Source organism: Candidatus Methylomirabilota bacterium (assembly GCA_036005065.1).
Lineage (GTDB): Bacteria > Methylomirabilota > Methylomirabilia > Rokubacteriales > DASRDR01 > DASYQW01.
Genome location: DASYQW010000418.1, coordinates 1 through 16,060 on the forward strand (window position 1 = coordinate 1; position 16,060 = coordinate 16,060).

Annotated in this window: 15 protein-coding genes; 8 read left to right on the plus strand and 7 right to left on the minus strand. The window is 71.4% G+C overall.

Annotated elements, in window-relative coordinates; genetic code table 11:
• Positions 1 to 68: 68 nt before the first annotated feature.
• From VGW35_27290 to VGW35_27320, 7 genes are all read left to right on the plus strand, one after another.
• The gene (locus tag VGW35_27290) at positions 69 to 1,046 is read left to right on the plus strand and encodes a dipeptide ABC transporter ATP-binding protein (GenBank protein ID HEV8311381.1); all 978 of its coding nucleotides are present in this window, start codon (positions 69 to 71) and stop codon (positions 1,044 to 1,046) included.
• 181 nt (positions 1,047 to 1,227) lie between these two features.
• Positions 1,228 to 2,223 (plus strand): pyridoxal-phosphate dependent enzyme, encoded by a 996-nt coding sequence (locus tag VGW35_27295; protein HEV8311382.1) that lies wholly within the window; start codon positions 1,228 to 1,230, stop codon positions 2,221 to 2,223.
• A gap of 16 nt (positions 2,224 to 2,239) precedes the next feature.
• The gene (gene amrB / locus VGW35_27300; protein ID HEV8311383.1) at positions 2,240 to 3,052 is read left to right on the plus strand and encodes an AmmeMemoRadiSam system protein B; all 813 of its coding nucleotides are present in this window, start codon (positions 2,240 to 2,242) and stop codon (positions 3,050 to 3,052) included.
• 21 nt (positions 3,053 to 3,073) lie between these two features.
• Positions 3,074 to 4,981 (plus strand): ABC-F family ATP-binding cassette domain-containing protein, encoded by a 1,908-nt coding sequence (locus VGW35_27305; GenBank protein ID HEV8311384.1) that lies wholly within the window; start codon positions 3,074 to 3,076, stop codon positions 4,979 to 4,981.
• 124 nt (positions 4,982 to 5,105) lie between these two features.
• Positions 5,106 to 6,275, plus strand: coding sequence for an alanine transaminase (alaC, locus tag VGW35_27310; protein HEV8311385.1), 1,170 nt, complete (start codon positions 5,106 to 5,108; stop codon positions 6,273 to 6,275).
• Positions 6,272 to 7,591, plus strand: a complete 1,320-nt coding sequence (locus VGW35_27315) for a homoserine dehydrogenase (protein HEV8311386.1) — start codon at positions 6,272 to 6,274, stop codon at positions 7,589 to 7,591. The genes alaC and VGW35_27315 overlap by 4 nt, the downstream gene beginning before the upstream one ends.
• 401 nt (positions 7,592 to 7,992) lie before the next feature.
• Positions 7,993 to 9,225 (plus strand): aspartate kinase, encoded by a 1,233-nt coding sequence (locus tag VGW35_27320; GenBank protein HEV8311387.1) that lies wholly within the window; start codon positions 7,993 to 7,995, stop codon positions 9,223 to 9,225.
• 169 nt (positions 9,226 to 9,394) lie between these two features.
• Here VGW35_27320 and VGW35_27325 read toward each other — a convergent pair whose 3' ends face one another.
• From VGW35_27325 to VGW35_27345, 5 genes are all read right to left on the minus strand, one after another.
• Positions 9,395 to 10,450 (minus strand): hypothetical protein, encoded by a 1,056-nt coding sequence (locus VGW35_27325; protein ID HEV8311388.1) that lies wholly within the window; start codon positions 10,448 to 10,450, stop codon positions 9,395 to 9,397.
• Positions 10,447 to 11,571, minus strand: coding sequence for an XdhC/CoxI family protein (locus VGW35_27330; protein ID HEV8311389.1), 1,125 nt, complete (start codon positions 11,569 to 11,571; stop codon positions 10,447 to 10,449). The genes VGW35_27325 and VGW35_27330 overlap by 4 nt, the downstream gene beginning before the upstream one ends.
• 65 nt (positions 11,572 to 11,636) lie before the next feature.
• Positions 11,637 to 12,791 carry a VWA domain-containing protein gene (locus tag VGW35_27335; protein ID HEV8311390.1) on the minus strand — a complete coding sequence of 385 codons (1,155 nt, stop codon included), beginning with the start codon at positions 12,789 to 12,791 and terminating at the stop codon, positions 11,637 to 11,639.
• 38 nt (positions 12,792 to 12,829) lie between these two features.
• A complete protein-coding gene (locus VGW35_27340; protein HEV8311391.1) occupies positions 12,830 to 13,714 on the minus strand; it encodes a MoxR family ATPase in 885 nt (294 codons plus the stop codon).
• 178 nt (positions 13,715 to 13,892) lie between these two features.
• Positions 13,893 to 14,255, minus strand: coding sequence for a PDZ domain-containing protein (locus VGW35_27345; GenBank protein ID HEV8311392.1), 363 nt, complete (start codon positions 14,253 to 14,255; stop codon positions 13,893 to 13,895).
• Positions 14,256 to 14,791: 536 nt separating this feature from the next.
• Between VGW35_27345 and VGW35_27350 the strand changes: the two genes are divergently transcribed.
• Positions 14,792 to 14,941 (plus strand): hypothetical protein, encoded by a 150-nt coding sequence (locus tag VGW35_27350; protein HEV8311393.1) that lies wholly within the window; start codon positions 14,792 to 14,794, stop codon positions 14,939 to 14,941.
• A gap of 15 nt (positions 14,942 to 14,956) precedes the next feature.
• Here VGW35_27350 and VGW35_27355 read toward each other — a convergent pair whose 3' ends face one another.
• Positions 14,957 to 15,556 carry a nucleotidyltransferase family protein gene (locus VGW35_27355; GenBank protein HEV8311394.1) on the minus strand — a complete coding sequence of 200 codons (600 nt, stop codon included), beginning with the start codon at positions 15,554 to 15,556 and terminating at the stop codon, positions 14,957 to 14,959.
• A gap of 236 nt (positions 15,557 to 15,792) precedes the next feature.
• Positions 15,793 to 16,060: PDZ domain-containing protein (locus tag VGW35_27360; protein ID HEV8311395.1), on the minus strand; the 268-nt coding region annotated here is incomplete at its 5' end.

Below are 16,060 nucleotides of genomic sequence, written 5' to 3' on the forward strand. Positions count from 1 at the left end.
AAAGGCAGGTACGTGAGCTGAGTTCAACTAGCAGTCACTGACGGGTGGAAAGGTGAGGTCATCGCGATATGGCTGAGACACCGCTCCTTCATGTGAAGAACCTCAAGAAGTACTTCCCCATCCGGGGTGGACTCTTCTCCCGGGAGGTCGCGCGCGTCCACGCCGTGGACGACGTCTCCTTCACGATCCTGAAAGGCGAGACGCTGGGCCTGGTCGGCGAGTCGGGCTGCGGCAAGTCCACCACCGGCCGGTGCATTCTCCGCCTGATCGAGCCGACCGCGGGGGAGGTGACCTTCGAGGGCAAGAACGTCACCACGCTCGACAAGCGGTCGCTCCGGCACCTCCGGCGCGACATGCAGATCATCTTCCAGGATCCGTACGCGTCGTTGAACCCACGCATGACGGTGGGATCGATCATCGGTGAGGCACTCGTCATCCACAAGCTCGCCAAGACGCGCAAGGAGCGTGAGGAGCGCGTCATTCACCTCCTGGAGACGGTCGGCCTCAGCTCCGATCACCTCCGCCGCTACCCGCACGAGTTCTCGGGCGGCCAGCGGCAGCGCATCGGCATTGCCCGGGCCCTCGCGGTGAGCCCCAAGCTCATCGTGGCCGATGAGCCGGTGTCGGCGCTCGATGTGTCGATCCAGGCCCAGGTCATCAACCTGATGGAGGATCTGCAGAAGCAGTTCAACCTGACCTACCTCTTCATCGCCCACGACCTCTCGGTGGTGGAGCACATCTCGACGCGCGTCGCCGTCATGTACCTCGGCAAGATCGTCGAGATCGCGCAGGCCAAGGACCTCTACACGAACCCCCGGCACCCCTACACGGAGGCCCTCCTCTCGGCGGTGCCGATCCCGGACCCCACGGTCAAGCGGCAGCGGATCCTCCTCGAGGGCGACGTGCCGAGCCCGATCCGGCCGCCGACCGGCTGCCGCTTCCACACCCGCTGCCCGATCCGCCAGTTCCCCATCTGTTCCGACAAGGAGCCGCCGCTCAAGGAGGGACAGTCCGGACACTGGGTGGCCTGCCACTTCCGGGACTAGCCCGACCGGCCCTGCCGTCTGTCCTAGGAGGCTGTCGGATCAGCCACGCGCTTCGCGTCGCCCAACCGCCCAGGGTCGGTGTTCCGCTCCGAGCGCGGGCTTTGCCCGCGCAACGGCTCCTGGGGGTGGGTCTGAGAGGAGGCGACTGATTGGGCGGGCTTCGCCCGTTGGGCCCCCTCCCATGATCATGCGGCACATCACCCTCGACAGCATCCGCGACGCCGCCACGGCCATCTACCGGGTCGCCGTCCGCACGCCGCTCGTGCGGCTGGATCTCCCCGGCGAACGCCGACCCGGCTCGGAGGCGACCGACCGCCCGCTGGAAATCTATCTCAAGCTGGAGACGCTCCAGCCGATCGGCTCCTTCAAGATCCGCGGCGCCTACAACGCCGTCCGGCACCTCTCCGGCCGGGATCTCGCCCAGGGCGTGTGGACGGTGAGCGCCGGCAACGCGGCCCAGGGCGTCGCGCTGGCCGCGCGGACGGTGGGCGCGGCCTGCTCGGTCATGGTCATCGACACGGCACCCGCCACCAAGCTGCGCGCCATCGAGCGCCTCGGGGCGACCATCGTCAAGGCCAGTTACGATGAAGCCTGGCGGACCGTCGAGACTCACCGCGCGGAGCGCATGCCCGGCTTCTTCGTTCACCCCTTCGACGACGATCGCTTCATCAGTGGCAACGGGACCATCGGCCTGGAGATCGTCGAGGACCTGCCCGACGTGGACGCGGTCGTCGCGCCCCTCGGCGGCGGGGGCCTCCTGTCCGGGATCGCCGGCGCCCTGCGCGTGGTGCGGCCCGAGGCCCGGGTCTACGCTGCCGAGCCCGAGACGGCGGCGCCGCTCGCGGTGTCGCTCGCGGCGGGCCGGCCGAGCTACTTCCCCGGCTGGCAGGCCTCCTTCGTCGACGGCGCCGGGGGCAAGTCGGTGCTCCCCTCGATGTGGCCCATGCTCTCGGAATGGCTCGCCGGCTCCATCGTGGTATCGCTCGACGAGGTCGCCCGGGCCATGCGGGAGGTCGCCGAGCGGGTGCACGTCATCGCCGAAGGGGCGGCGGCCTGCGCGGTGGCCGCCGCGGTCAGCGGGCGAGCCGGCGCCGGCAAGGTGGTGGCCGTCGTCTCCGGCGGCAACATCGACCTGTCGCGCTTCGCCTCGCTCGTGGGCGCCGGCCCGGAGCCCTGACCGCACCCGCCGGGCCATGGTCCGCGAGCCGGCCGTCGCCGGCGCCTTCTATCCCGCCGACCCTCGGGCGGTCGGAGCCGAGGTGGACCGGCTGCTGGGCCGCGACCCGGCCGCCCCCGCCCCGGCTCCGGCTCGCGCGGTGGTGGTCCCCCACGCCGGCTGGATGTACTCGGGCGACGTCGCGGGCGCGACGTTCGCGCAGGTCGCCGTCCCCCGTCTCGCCGTCCTGCTCGGCCCGAACCACACCGGCCTCGGCCTCCCCGGGGCGCTCATGGCCGAGGGGACCTGGCGCTATCCCGGCGGCAGCGTGCCGGTGGCCCGGGAGCTGGCCGCCGCCCTCCTGGCCGCCACGTCGGACCTGCGGCCGGACACCCGGGCTCACCTCCGTGAGCACGCCCTCGAGGTGCAGGTGCCGTTCCTCCACCGCGTTCAACCCGACATCGCGATCGTCCCGATCACCCTCGGCCGGGTCGATCCGGGTTTCTGCCGGCTCGTCGGCGAGGCGGTGGGGCGGGTCGCGGCGGCGTGGCCGGAGCCGGTCCTGGTGGTGGACTCGACCGACCTCAACCACTACGAGTCACAGGCCGTGTCGAGCCGCAAGGACCGCCTGGCGATCGACGCCATCCGGGCACTCGACCCGGATGGGCTCTGGCGCGCCGTCCGCACGCACGACATCACGATGTGCGGCATCGCGCCCACTCAGGCGCTCCTCTGGGCCGCGCCGCTCCTCGGCGTCCGGCAGGCTCGCCTCGTCCGGTACCACACCTCGGGCGACGTCTCCGGCGACCTCAAGCGCGTCGTCGGATACGCCGGTCTGATCCTCGACTAGCGACCGGCGGATCGACCGGACGTGATCCAGCTCGACGGCATCGCCAAGGCCTACGCGGGTCAGGTGCTCTTCCGCGACCTCTCCTGGCGAATCACCGGCCGAGAGCGGATCGGCCTGGTCGGCCCCAACGGAGCCGGGAAGACGACGCTCTGCCGGATCCTGGCGGGCCTCGAGGAGCCGGACGCCGGGCGCGTGACGCGGGACCGCGGCACGACCATCGGCTACCTCCCCCAGGAGGTCGCCGCGACGGCGGCGGAGTCGGTGCTAGGGGAGGCGCTCGGCGGGTTCGCGGAAGTGTGGGCCGTCGAGCGGGAGATGGAGGCGGTCGCCGCCGCGCTGGCCGTCGCGCCGGCCGACGCCCTCACCGCGCGCTACGGCGACCTCCAGCACCGGTTCGAGGCGCTGGGAGGCTACCGGCTGGAAACCGAGGCCAAGGCGATCCTGGGGGGCCTCGGCTTCCGGGACGCGGATCTGGCGCGCCCGGTGGCCGAGTTCTCGGGCGGGTGGCGGATGCGGGCGGCGCTGGCGCGGCTCCTGCTGCTCCGGCCGTCCCTGCTGCTCCTCGACGAGCCGACCAACCACCTCGACCTCGAGTCCCTGGCGTGGCTCGAGGCCTACCTCGGCGCCTACGACGGGGCGGTGGTGGTCGTGGCCCACGATCGCTACTTCCTCAACCGCATGGTGACCTCGATCGCGGACCTCGGACCCGACGGCCTGACCGTCTACCCGGGGTCGTACGACGACTACCTCGTCGAGCGCGAGGCCCGCCAGGCCCTGCGGGAGGCGCAGGCCCGGAACCAGCAGAAGCGCGTCGCCGAGATCGAGCGCTTCATCGAGCGCTTCCGCTACAAGGCGACCAAGGCCCGTCAGGTCCAGAGCCGGATCAAGATGCTCGAGCGCCTGGAGCGCATCGAGATCGAGGGCCCGGCCCGCACGATCCGGCTCGCGTTCCCCACCCCCCCGCGCACCGGACGGCGGGTCATCACGCTCCGAGGCATCCACAAGGCCTACGGCGACCACGTCGTCTACGCCGGCATCGACCTCGACGTCGAGCGAGGCGATCGCGTCGCCCTGGTCGGCGTCAACGGCGCCGGCAAGTCGACCCTCCTCCGGATCCTGGCCGGGGTGTTGCCTCCCGATCGTGGCGAGCGGAGGCTCGGGACCCACGTCAGCGCCCACTATTACGCCCAGCACCAGCTCGACGCGCTCGATCCCGCCCGCACGGTCCTCGAGGAGCTGGCCGGCGTGGCGCCCGACGCGACCCAGACCCGGCTGCGGACGCTGCTGGGGGCCTTTCTCTTCACCGGCGACACCGTCGACAAGAAGGTCGCGGTCCTCTCCGGCGGAGAGAAGGCGCGGGTCGCGCTGGCCAAGATGCTCATCCAGCCGGCGCCGTTCCTCTGTCTCGACGAGCCCACCAACCACCTCGATCTCGCCTCACGCGAGCGGCTCGAAGCGGCCCTCCAGGAGTTTCCCGGGACCATCGTGTTCATCTCTCACGACCGCTACTTCATCAATCGACTGGCCACCAAGGTCGTCGAGGTGGCGGGGGGCCGGCTGACCGTCTTCCTCGGGACCTACGACGATTACCGGGCCGCCGTCGAGCGGGCGCCGGAGCCGGTGGCGGTTCCGACCCGGGCCCCGGCCACCGCGCCGGGACCGAGCGCGCGGGCGGGCCGACGCCGGCCGCCCGGCGGCGACCCCGCCGTGCGCGAGCTGAGGCGGCGCGTCGAGGCGATCGAGCGGCAAATCCACGCGCTCGAGGCGCGGCTCGAGGAGCTGGGACGGGCTCTCGCCGACCCTGCCCTCTACCTGGACGGCGAGCGGGTCCGGGCCGTCGCGGCGGAACGCAGGAGCGCGGAGGCCGAGGTGGCGTGGCTCATGCGCGAGTGGGAGGAGCTGTCGACCGCCTTGGCCGCCCACGAGTAGAAAAACCCGCGCAAATTGACACGTTTGCCGCGTCCGCGCTATCATCGAGCTGTCCCGCGTTGCCCGCTCCGAGCCCGGAGTGTCTCGGCGTCGCTCGGCCCAGAGGGAGGGAAACGGAGGTCCTGTGGAAGAGTTCTACCGCATCAAACGGCTCCCCCCGTACGTCTTCGCCATCGTCAACGACCTCAAGGTCAAGGCGCGCGCCCGCGGTGAGGACATCATCGACCTCGGCATGGGGAACCCGGACCTGCCCACGCCGCCGCACATCGTGGACAAGCTGATCCAGGCGGCGCGCAACCCGAAGAACCATCGCTATTCGGCCTCGAAGGGGATCCGCCGGCTCCGGGTCGCCATCGCCGCCTGGTACCGCAAGCGCTTCGGGGTCGAGCTCGACCCCGAGAGCGAGGCCGTCGCCACCATCGGCTCCAAGGAAGGCCTGGCCCATCTGGTTCTGGCCCTTCTCCAGCCCGGCGACGCCGTGCTCGTCCCCAATCCGGCCTACCCGATTCACGCCTACTCGGTCGTGATCGCCGACGGAGACCTGCGGTCGGTCCCGCTGGTGCCGGGCGAGGACTTCTTCGCACGCCTCGAGGAGGCCGTCCGGCTGGCCTGGCCCAAGCCGAAGGGCCTCCTCATCAACTTTCCCCACAACCCGACGACGCAGGTGACCGACCGCGGCTTCTTCGAGCGCGTGGTCGCCTTTGCCCGCGAGCACCGGCTGTGGGTGATCCACGACTTCACGTACGCCGATCTCGCGTTCGACGGCTACCGGCCGTCCTCGTTTCTGGAGATCCCGGGGGCCAAGGAGGTCGGGGTCGAGTTCTTCTCGCTGACCAAGTCGTACAACATGGCCGGATGGCGGCTCGGCTTCGCCTGCGGCAATCCCGGCATGATCAACGCGCTGGCCCGGATGAAGTCGTACCTCGACTACGGCGTCTTCCAGCCGATCCAGATCGCGGCGATCGTGGCGCTCGAGGGGCCACAGGCCTGCGTCGGCGAGATCGTGGAAACCTATCGCAAGCGGCGCGACGTCCTCGTCAACGGCCTCACCCGCATCGGGTGGAAGGTGGACCTGCCCCGCGCCACGATGTTCGTCTGGGCCCCGATCCCCGAGGCCTTCCGGGGCCTGGGCTCGCTCGAGTTCGCCAAGCTGCTCATCAACGAGGCGAAGGTGGCGGTCTCGCCCGGCATCGGCTTCGGCGAGTACGGGGAAGGCTTCGTGCGCTTCGCCCTGGTCGAGAACGAGCATCGCATCCGCCAGGCCGTGCGGGGCATCAAGAGCTTCCTCCGGTGAACGAGATCGGCATCGGGCTTCTCGGGATCGGCACCGTGGGCGGGGGCGTCCTGAAGATCTACCGCCAGAATCAGACCGCCCTCGAGGCGAAGGCCGGCTGCCGTCTCCGGATCCCGGCGGTCGCCGACCGCGACGTCACCACCCCCCGGGCCGGCCTCACGCTCGCCGAGTGGCCCCTGACGACCGAGGTGGAGCGGGTCCTCGGCGACGCGGGCGTGGCCGTCGTGATCGAGCTGATCGGCGGGCTCGAGCCCGCTCGCACGTTCATCCTCCGCGCGATGGCGGCCGGCAAGCACGTGGTGACGGCGAACAAGGCGCTCATCGCCACGCACGGGCCCGAGCTGTTCGAGGCGGCCCGGCGGCGGGGGGTGCTGCTCGGCTTCGAGGCGGCGGTGGCCGGCGGCGTCCCGATCATCCGGGCATTGCGCGACGGCCTGGCCGCCAACCGCATCCTCTCGCTCTACGGCATCGTCAACGGCACCGCCAACTTCATCCTGACCAAGATGACCGTCGAGGGCCGGGAGTTCCGGGAGGTGCTGCGAGAGGCGCAGGCCGCGGGGTACGCCGAGGCCGATCCGACCCTCGACATCGAGGGGATCGACTCCGCTCACAAGCTCCAGATCCTGGCCTCGCTGGCGTTCCGGACGGCCGTGGATCTCAAGGAGATCCACACCGAGGGCATCACCGCCATCACCCCGGAGGAGATCGCCAACGCTCGGGAGCTCGGCTACCGGATCAAGCTCCTCGCCGTCGCCAAGGCGACCGACGGGGCACTCGAGGCGCGCGTCCATCCCACGATGATCCCGGCCACCTCGCCCCTGGCGGCCGTCTCGGGCGTGTTCAATGCGATCTTCGTCGCGGGAGACGCGGTCGGCGATCAGATGTTCTACGGCCGGGGAGCCGGCCAGATGCCGACCGCGTCCGCCGTCTGGTCGGACGTGATCGAGATCGCGCGCCGCCTGGCCCACGGCCACGACGCGCTGCCCGAGGATCTCCCCCTCATCGAGGCCAGCGGACCCGGCCGGCTTCGGCTTCGGGCCATGGAGGAGATCCGCTCGGCGTACTACCTCCGCGTCATGGCGCAGGACCGCCCGGGCGTCCTTTCCCAGGTCGCCGGCGTGCTCGGGCACCACGACATCTCGATCGCCTCGGTGCTCCAGAAGGGGCGGGGAGAGGTCGCGGCGGTGCCGGTCGTCATGATGACCCACGAGGCCCGGGAGCGGAACATGCGCGCGGCGCTCGAGGAGATCGATCGCCTGCCGGTCGTGGCCGACCGCACCGTCATGGTGCGAGTGGAGGATCGCCTCCCGTCCTGAGGCGGCCCGGGCCGATCGCCGGACCCGGCAGGTCCGACACCATGGAATAGACGTCCCCCGCCGTGCGTCCAATCTGCAGGCGGCGGGCCCGGCGCGGTGAGCCACCCCGGGTGGTTCCTCCCTCCCCGGATGGTCGCGCTGCGGCCTGTCGCCGTCTCCACCCCGGTTGAACAGGACACCAGCCGTGCGCCAGGCGCCTGTCGAAGTCATCAGCGGCCGATGACCCCAATCACGGAATGCATCGAATAGCGTCCGCGCGGCGGCTTCGCCGCCGCCCCGACCGGGGGGGCATCGGGGGGGTCTTCCAAGACCCCCCCGAAATGACCTAGCATGGCCAGCGCCATGAGTCGGCCCGGCCCGATCCCCAGCCCCGATCTCCCTGCCCGTCCGAGGCTGTCCCGGTGAGCCTGATCGTCCAGAAATACGGCGGTTCCTCGGTGGCCGACCCCGAGAAGATCAAGGGGGTCGCTCGCCGGGTCGTCGAGACGGCGAAGGCGGGCCACCGGGTCGTGGTGGTCGTTTCCGCGATGGGGAAGACGACCGACGGCCTCATCCGCCTCGCCCACGAGATCACCCCAGCCCCGAACGCGCGTGAGCTGGACATGCTGCTCGCCACGGGCGAGCAGGTCTCGATCGCCCTGCTGGCGATGGCGACCGAAGCACTCGGCTACCGGGCGCGCTCGTTCACCGGCGAGCAGGCGGGCATCCGGACCGACGAGGCCCACACGCGCGCCCGCATCGTCGGCATCGACGCGGACAAGGTGCGGCGGGCGCTCGACGACGGGCACGTCGCCATCGTGGCCGGCTTCCAGGGCGTGACGGCCGGGGACGACATCACCACCCTCGGCCGTGGCGGATCAGACCTCACCGCCGTGGCCCTGGCCGCCGCGCTACAGGCCGACGTGTGCGAGATCTACACCGACGTGGACGGCGTGTACACGGCCGATCCGAACATCGTGCCGGAGGCCCGGAAGCTCTCCCGTATCTCCTACGACGAGATGCTCGAAATGGCGAGCCTGGGCGCCCGGGTGCTGCAGTCCCGCTCCGTCGAGTTCGCCAAGAAGTACGGGGTACCGGTACACGTCCGATCGACCTTCAAGGCCGACCTGGGCACGCTCGTCACCAAGGAGGACCCCCGCATGGAAGCCGTCATCGTGACCGGGGTCACCCATGATCGCACGCAGGCGAAGGTCTCCATCCTGCGCGTGCCGGACCGCCCGGGGATCGCCGCCCAGGTCTTCGGGGCCGTCGCCGACCACGGGATCGTCGTGGACATGATCGTCCAGAACATCAGCCGTGACGGCTACACCGACATCTCCTTCACGCTGGCCCGCACCGACCGCGAGAAAACGGTCACCGTCCTCAGCGAGGTGGCGCGGCGGATCGGGGCGGAGGGGGCGACCTACGACGACCGCATCGCCAAGGTGTCGATCGTCGGGGTCGGCATGCGCAGCCACTCGGGGGTCGCAGCCCGGATGTTTCAGGCGCTCTCCCGCGAGGGGATCAACATCCAGATGATCTCCACCTCCGAGATCGCGGTGTCGTGCGTGATCGAGGACAAGTACGCCGAGCTCGCGGTCCGCGCCCTCCACGAGGTGTTCGAGCTCGCCTCCGAGCCCTCGCCCTCGCGCTGACGCGCGTCGCGTTCACTTCATTCTGCCGTTGTCCTCGGCCCGGAGCGACCACACGCTGAGGATTGCCCGACCGCTGACGGTTTGTGGTCCGCTTCGAGCGGCGGCTTTGCCGCCGCAACCCTCCCGGGGGAGGGTGTGGGAGGGGGCCGTCAAGGCCCCCTCCCATGATCTAGTCCGACGAGAGCGCGCCCCGGTCCTGCCCCGCGCGGTAGGGGGGGAAGCGGAAGGCCATCTCGCGGCTCAGGAGCCCCCCGTGGCCGAAGGCCGCGAGCTCGCCCGCGCCGACGGCCTCGCCGGCGAGGAGCCGCGGGAGGAGGAGGTCGAAGAGCGTCGCCTGAGAGAACATCCCGCAGGACGGCATGCCGAGCACCGGCGTGGATCCGAGGAAGGCCAGCCAGAGCAGGCTGCCCGGGTGGGCCGGCACCCCGCGCCGGAGGAGGCGGCCGCCGAGCCGCTCGAGGGCGGCGAAGACCGGGTCGAGCGGATCGAGGGCGTTGGCGCCGGCCGCCACGACGAGTTGGGCGCCGCGCCGGAGGGCGCCTTCCACCGTGGTCGCCAGCTCGGTGCCGTCGGCCTCGACGAAGGCGAGGTCGGCCAGCATCGCGCCGAACCATGCGAGCTTCTCCCGGAGCGCGGCCTCGAACCGCGCGCGGGCCTTGGGCTCGAGGCTCGCGGGCGCCACGGCCGCCACGCGGAGGGGACGGAAGGCGCGCACGGTCACGAGCCCCCCGGCCGCGCCCGCCCGCGCCTCGGCCTCCCGGACGACGCCTTCGGGGATGACCAGCGGCGTGACCTTGGCCTTCGCCACGACCTCGCCGGCGTCCACGACCTGGCCGTCGTAGAGCGTGTAGACGGAGATTCCCTCGAGGCCGTTCACGGCCGCCAGCGCGTCGACTCCCACCCGCACCAGGCCGCGCGATACGGCGACCAGCGCCCACTGCCCGCCCGACGAGTCACGGATCCGGAGCCCGGGCCCCGCCGCGGCGGCGGCCAGGCGCTCGCCGGCGACGTCCTCGTGGAGGTCGCCCGGCTCCATTTCGAGGAGGTGGACCTCGTCCCGTCCGGCGCCCGCGAGCGCGACGAGACGCCGGGCGGAGGCGGTGTCCACGATCTCCCCCTTGCGGACCACGAGCTTCCCATCCCCGCCCCGGACGTCGTGGCAGAGCACCCAGCCAACCAGCCGGTCGACTCCGACATCGGCCGGGACGACCGCGTGGGCTTTCATCCGCCGGTCGCGACCGGGCTCGGCCGTCCGCCCTTCTCCACGTAGAGGGGTCGGCCCGTGCCGCCGTAGCGCGCGGCGACGATCTCCGCGAGAATCGCCAGGGCGATCTCCGGGGCACTGCGGGCCCCGAGATCGAGGCCGATCGGGACCCGGAGGCGGGCCAGCAGATCCTCGGTCACGCCCTCCTCCCGGAGAAGCTTCAGGATCGCCTCACCGCGCCGGCGGCTCCCGAGCATCCCGACGTACCCGGCCGGCGTCCCGAGGACGTGCCGCAGGACCGGGATGTCGTACTTGTAGTCGTGCGCTACCAGCACCACCGCCGTCGAGGGCGCGAAGGGCACCCGGCGCGCCGCTTCCGACGGGATGCCGACCACCAGCTCGTCGGCCTCGGGAAAGCGCTCGCGGGTGGCCAGCCGCGGACGGCCGTCCACGACGACCGTGCGGAATCCGAGGGTCTTCGCGAGGGTCGTGAGCGGCATGGCGACGTGGCCGGCGCCCACGACCAGGAGCGTCGGGGGCGGCATGTGGACTTCGAGAAAGCCGCGGACCCTGCTGGCGGGGCCGATCTCGACCGTGCGCGACGCGCCGCTCGCGAAGGCCTCGCGGGCCAGCGCCGCCGCCGCCTCGTCGAGGGCGGGCTCGCCGAGCGTGCCGGCGCGGCGGCCGTCGTCGAGGACGAGCAGCTTCGACCCCGCCTGCGGAGGATCGAGCCGCGTCACGAGGGCGCCGGCCCGACCCCCGGCCACGTGCCCCCGGAGCTCTTCGTAAAACGGCAACGCTCCGTCCCGCACCTGGTCGGTGGGGCCGAGGGAGACGGGCTCCAGGAAGACCTCGATCGTCCCGCCACAGGTGAGCCCGATCTCCCAGGCATCCTCGTCCCCGAGCGACAGCTCCAGCAGTCGAGGCGTGGCTCCGGTCAGGACGTCCTCGGCCTCCGCCATGACCTGGGCGTCGACGCAGCCCCCGATCGTCACCGACCCGAGAATGCGCCCGCCCTCGCCGACCCACATCTTGGCGCCTTCCTTGCGAGGCGTGGTGCCACGCGTGCTGACGAGCGTGGCCAGCGCGGCCCGGCCTTCGAGGCTTCGCAGGTGCTCGAGCTGGTCGAAGAACTCGCTCACGGAGGCCATTGTACCCCCGAGCAACGCGCGGCGCGCGGCTACTCCGACAGCCTGCCGGGAGCGCCTCAGGGTTTCAGGTGGCGGGCGAGCGCGCGGAGCGACTCGAGATTGTGCGCGGGCAGAAAGACGTCCACGTGCGGCAGGGCTGCGATCATCCCTTGAGTCAGTGGCTGGTAATCGGGACTCCCGAGCAGCGGGTTCAGCCAGATGACCTTGCCGGCCCGGCGGCGCATCCGGAGGAGCGTCTCGGCCAGGATCGCCGGGTCCCCGGTATCCCAGCCATCCGACAGGACGATGACGACCGTGTCGCGGTCGAGCAGATGTCGCCAGTCCGCGAGGAATGCCCGCAGGCTCTCGCCGATCTTGGTCCCGCCCGACCAGTCGCGGACCTCGCCGAGCCGCGCCAGCGCCGAGCCGTACGTCTGGCCGCGCAGCTCGTCGGTGATCCGGTGGAGCCGGGTGGAGAAGACGAACGTCTCCATCCGGCCGAGCTGGTTCTGGAGTGCATAGAGGAACTGGACGAGGAGCCGGCTGTAGAGGTCCATCGAGCCCGACACGTCACACAGGACGACGAGCTTGGTCTTGAGGATCTTCCGCCGGCGACGGGCGAGCTCGACGGGCTCCCCGCGCGTGAGGCTGGTCCGCATCGTCCGCCGCAGGTCCACCCGCCCGCGCCGGCGCGAGGGCGTCAGCCGGCGGCTCTTGCGGGTGGCCAGCCGGCGCGCCAGCTGAGCGGCCAGCCGCGCGATTTCCTCGAGCTCCTCGGCGGCGAACGACGAGAAGTCCTTGCCGAGCATCGCCTCGATGTCCGAGAGCCCCGGCAGCCCCACCGGCTCCCCTTCGCCTTCGCCGAACTCGGTCCAGTCGGCGAACTCGAGGGCCGTCTTTGGAGCGCGCGGGAAGTGGGCATCGATCGCGGGCGGCTGCGTCTCCCCGGCCGGCCCGGTCACTGACGCCGGACTCGTGATGCCGCCCCAGAAGGCGTCGAATGCGGCGTCGAAGGTGGAGAACTCCTCGGGTCGGGTGACGAGCACCGTGCGCAGGGCCCGGTGTACCTCCGCCCGGTCCGTGAGGTCGATCAGCTCGAGGGTCCGGAGGGCGTCGCGGCTCTCGGCAGGAGTGATGCCGAGGCCGCGGGCCCGGAGAAGCCGGCAGAACCGGACGGTGGCCGTGAGGAGATCGCTCGGGAGCGGGCGAGCCGGCACGCTCACGGCCGCCACATCGAGCCTCGGGCGCCGGGCATCGGCCCGGAGGACCCTCAGCTTTCCAGGAGCTCCGACAGCCGACCCGCCGCGAGGTCGGCCTCGAGCCGCTTGACGTCCTCGACCTCCTTGAGGACACACCCCAGGGTCTCCCGGACGAGCTCCGCATCGAGGTGGTCGGCGTGGAGCGCGGCCAGCGCGGCCGCCCAGTCGAGGGTCTCGGCGACACCGGGGACCTTGGCGAGCTTCATCCGCCGGAGGCTCTGCATCGCTCGCGCGACCTGACCGGCCAGTCGCTCGTTGACGCCGGGGACCTTGGTCCGAAGGATCCGGATTTCCTTCTCGAACGACGGGTAGTCGATCCAGAGGTAGAGACAGCGGCGACGCAGGGCATCCGAAAGGTCCCGCGAGCGGTTGGAGGTCAGCACGACATGCGGCCGGTGGGTCGCCCGGATGGTCCCGATCTCGGGGATCGTCACCTGGAAATCGGAGAGCACTTCCAGGAGAAAGCTCTCGAACTCGAGATCGGACCGGTCGATCTCGTCGACGAGCAGGACGGGAGGCTTGCCGTGCTGCGTGATGGCCTGAAGCAGCGGGCGCTTGAGGAGGAAGGGCTCGGCGAAGATGTCGGCCTCCTTTTCGGCGACCGAGCGCGCCTCGCGCTCCTCGAGCTTGATCCGGAGGAGCTGCTTCGGGTAGTTCCACTCGTAGAGGGCGGTGGCGGCGTCGAGCCCCTCGTAGCACTGGAGCCGGATCAGGTTCGTGTCGAGGACCCGCGCCAGCACCTTGGCGATCTCGGTCTTCCCCACGCCGGCGTGACCCTCGACCAGCAGGGGCTTCCCGAGGGTCATGCCCAGATGGACGGCGGTCGCGATGGCGGGCTCCGTGATGTAGGCGGCCTCCTCCATCAGGGCCTGAATTTTCCGGATCTCTTCGCGCATCGAGGCTCCTTCAGTCGTGAACGAGTCGTCGTCGACGCCGTGGCGGGCAGATACCCGGGGACTCATTGTAGCGCAGGTGGAGCAGTGCGTCACTCGGCGGGCCGGGCGAGCCGTGGGGCGTGGTGAGGCCGCCGTCTCCCGGGGGTGACGGGGCGCGGCGGCCGCACCCCGCCCTCGGTCACCGGGTCAGCTTGCCGAGTGTCACGCGGACCGGCCGGCGGGCGCCCGCGCGGACGACGCTGACGTCGACCGGGCGGCCCGGCGAGGTCTTCGCGACGAGGGCGGCGAGCTCTTCGGGTCCGTGGACGGCCCGGCCGTCGTAGCCGACGATCACGTCGCCGGGCCGGAGCCCCGCGCGCTCGGCGGCGGAGCCGGACTCCACCTCGGTCACCAGCGCGCCCCGCTTCGCCTGGACCCCCAGGTCGCGGGCCACCTCCGGGGTGAGCAGCCGGACCGATGCGCCGAGCCGCTCGCTCCTCGACTCGGGGACTACCTTGTCTCCCGGCGGCGTCGGCATGGGCATCGGCTTGGCCTCGCGCATGCGCTCGGGCGTCCAATACCCCTCTGCGCTCCCGGGTACCTCGCGGCCGGTCGCGGAGCCCGGTGGAGGCGTGCTCGGCGGCCGTCCGCCGCTCCCATGAGACGGCTCGGGCGGCGGAGGAGGCGCCACGGGCGGCTCACCTCGGGGGGTGGGCATCGGGAACGGCTTGGCGTCCCTCATCCGCTCGGGCGTCCAGTAATCCTGGCTGGCCCCCGGAGGGGCCTTGATGGAGGAGGCACCTCCGGACGGCGTTGGCTGGACCGGAGGCTGCCCGCTGGTGCCCTGGGCAGAGGCCGATCCGGGCAGGCACACGACGACCCCTCCTGTCAGGAGCGTGGCGGCGACGGCATTGAGCAACGTTCTCATTTGAGTGTTCGACTCCTCTCACGTATCTGACGCCCCGTGCCCTCGCAAATTCGGGACCGGCCCGTGGCCCGCTGTCTCCGCTCGCGACGTCGGAACTGGTACACCCAGCGGCGCGAATGTTCTCGCAATCGGACCGCTCCTGGTATACGGTGGAAAGTCTGGAGGCCACGATGATGTCTGAGACCACCTTGATGCTCCTGGATGTCGCGGCTGCCCTGGGGCTCGCGGGGGTGGTGCTCTTCGTGCTGCGGGGTCTGCTCGACGCGTTCGGAAACCGCCCCAGCCTGCGACCCGGCTCGCTGCGCTCGCGCCAGGACTGACCGGACGCCTGGGCCCTACTTCGAAGACTCCCCGCCTCCCGCCCTGAGCCCCTCGTAATCGGCCCAGGTGTCGACGTCCGGGGGCATGGAGGCGTCGACCTCGACCTCGCTCACCCGCCCGGGATCCCGGGTGATGACGCCGCGCCCGCCCTGATCTCCCGAGACCGCCCGAAGCTCGTCGAACACCGCCGCGGCGAAGAGGACGGGATTGCCCCGGCCGTCGCGGTAACGCGGCACGACGATCGGCCGGCCATGCTCGCGGAAGGCCGCGATGAGGTCGCCTACCAGGCCGGGATCGGGCAAGGGCTGATCCCCCAGCGCGACCACCACGGCCTCGGTCGCGGGCCGGAGCGCGTCCAGGCCAGCGCGCAGCGAGGTGGACTGCCCCTCCGCGAACCGAGGGTTCACCACGGTCCGAGCCGGGAGGCCGGCGAGCGCCGTCGCCATCGCCTCCGCGTCGCGGCCGAGCACCACCACGACGTCGTCGAGCCCTCCGGCCAGGACGCGCTCGACCGAGAGCCGGATGAGGGGTCGCCCCTCCGCCAGGGGGAGCAGGAGCTTCTGCCGGCCCATCCGGGTGGAGGCGCCGGCCGCCAAGACGATGGCCGCGATCATGCGGCGCCACCCCGAACGCTCTGCGTCGAGCAGTCTCCGAGGCGGCGGCTTCGCCGCCGCCACGACGGGGGGGCATCGGGGGGTTTTACTAAGAGCCTGTCGGGCTGACGCGCGCAGCGCGAACTCAGCCGCCGCGCGTCCGGTGGTCCGCTCCGAGCGCCGGCTTTTCCGGCGCAACTTGACTTATCCCTGGGGGAGGTCTCGGAGGGGGCCGCCGAGGACCCCTCCGATTGATCCTAGCCGACCTCGATGACGACGTAGCGCCCGGCCCCCTGCCGCTCGACACGAAGCAAGACCTGCTTCTCATCGCGCGGCTTCCGGGCCATGGCCTTCTCCACATCCTCGAGGGCGTTCACCGGGGACCGGTCGATCTCGCGGATCACGTCGCCTTCCTTGATCCCGGCCTCGGCCGCCGGCGAGTTCGGACGCACGTCGGTGACGACCACGCCCTTCGGGTCGGGAATGCCGAGCCGGCGCGCGAGCTCCGGCGTCAGATCCTGGAGC

Coding starts and splice junctions, on each gene's coding strand:
- VGW35_27290 (HEV8311381.1), top strand. CDS start 69: ATGGCTGAGACACCGCTCCTTCATGTGAAGAACCTCAAGAAGTACTTC.
- VGW35_27355 (HEV8311394.1), bottom strand. CDS start 15,556: ATGATCGCGGCCATCGTCTTGGCGGCCGGCGCCTCCACCCGGATGGGC.
- VGW35_27340 (HEV8311391.1), bottom strand. CDS start 13,714: ATGCGCGAAGAGATCCGGAAAATTCAGGCCCTGATGGAGGAGGCCGCC.
- VGW35_27325 (HEV8311388.1), bottom strand. CDS start 10,450: ATGAAAGCCCACGCGGTCGTCCCGGCCGATGTCGGAGTCGACCGGCTG.
- VGW35_27295 (HEV8311382.1), top strand. CDS start 1,228: ATGATCATGCGGCACATCACCCTCGACAGCATCCGCGACGCCGCCACG.
- amrB (HEV8311383.1), top strand. CDS start 2,240: ATGGTCCGCGAGCCGGCCGTCGCCGGCGCCTTCTATCCCGCCGACCCT.
- VGW35_27350 (HEV8311393.1), top strand. CDS start 14,792: ATGATGTCTGAGACCACCTTGATGCTCCTGGATGTCGCGGCTGCCCTG.
- VGW35_27345 (HEV8311392.1), bottom strand. CDS start 14,255: ATGCGCGAGGCCAAGCCGATGCCCATGCCGACGCCGCCGGGAGACAAG.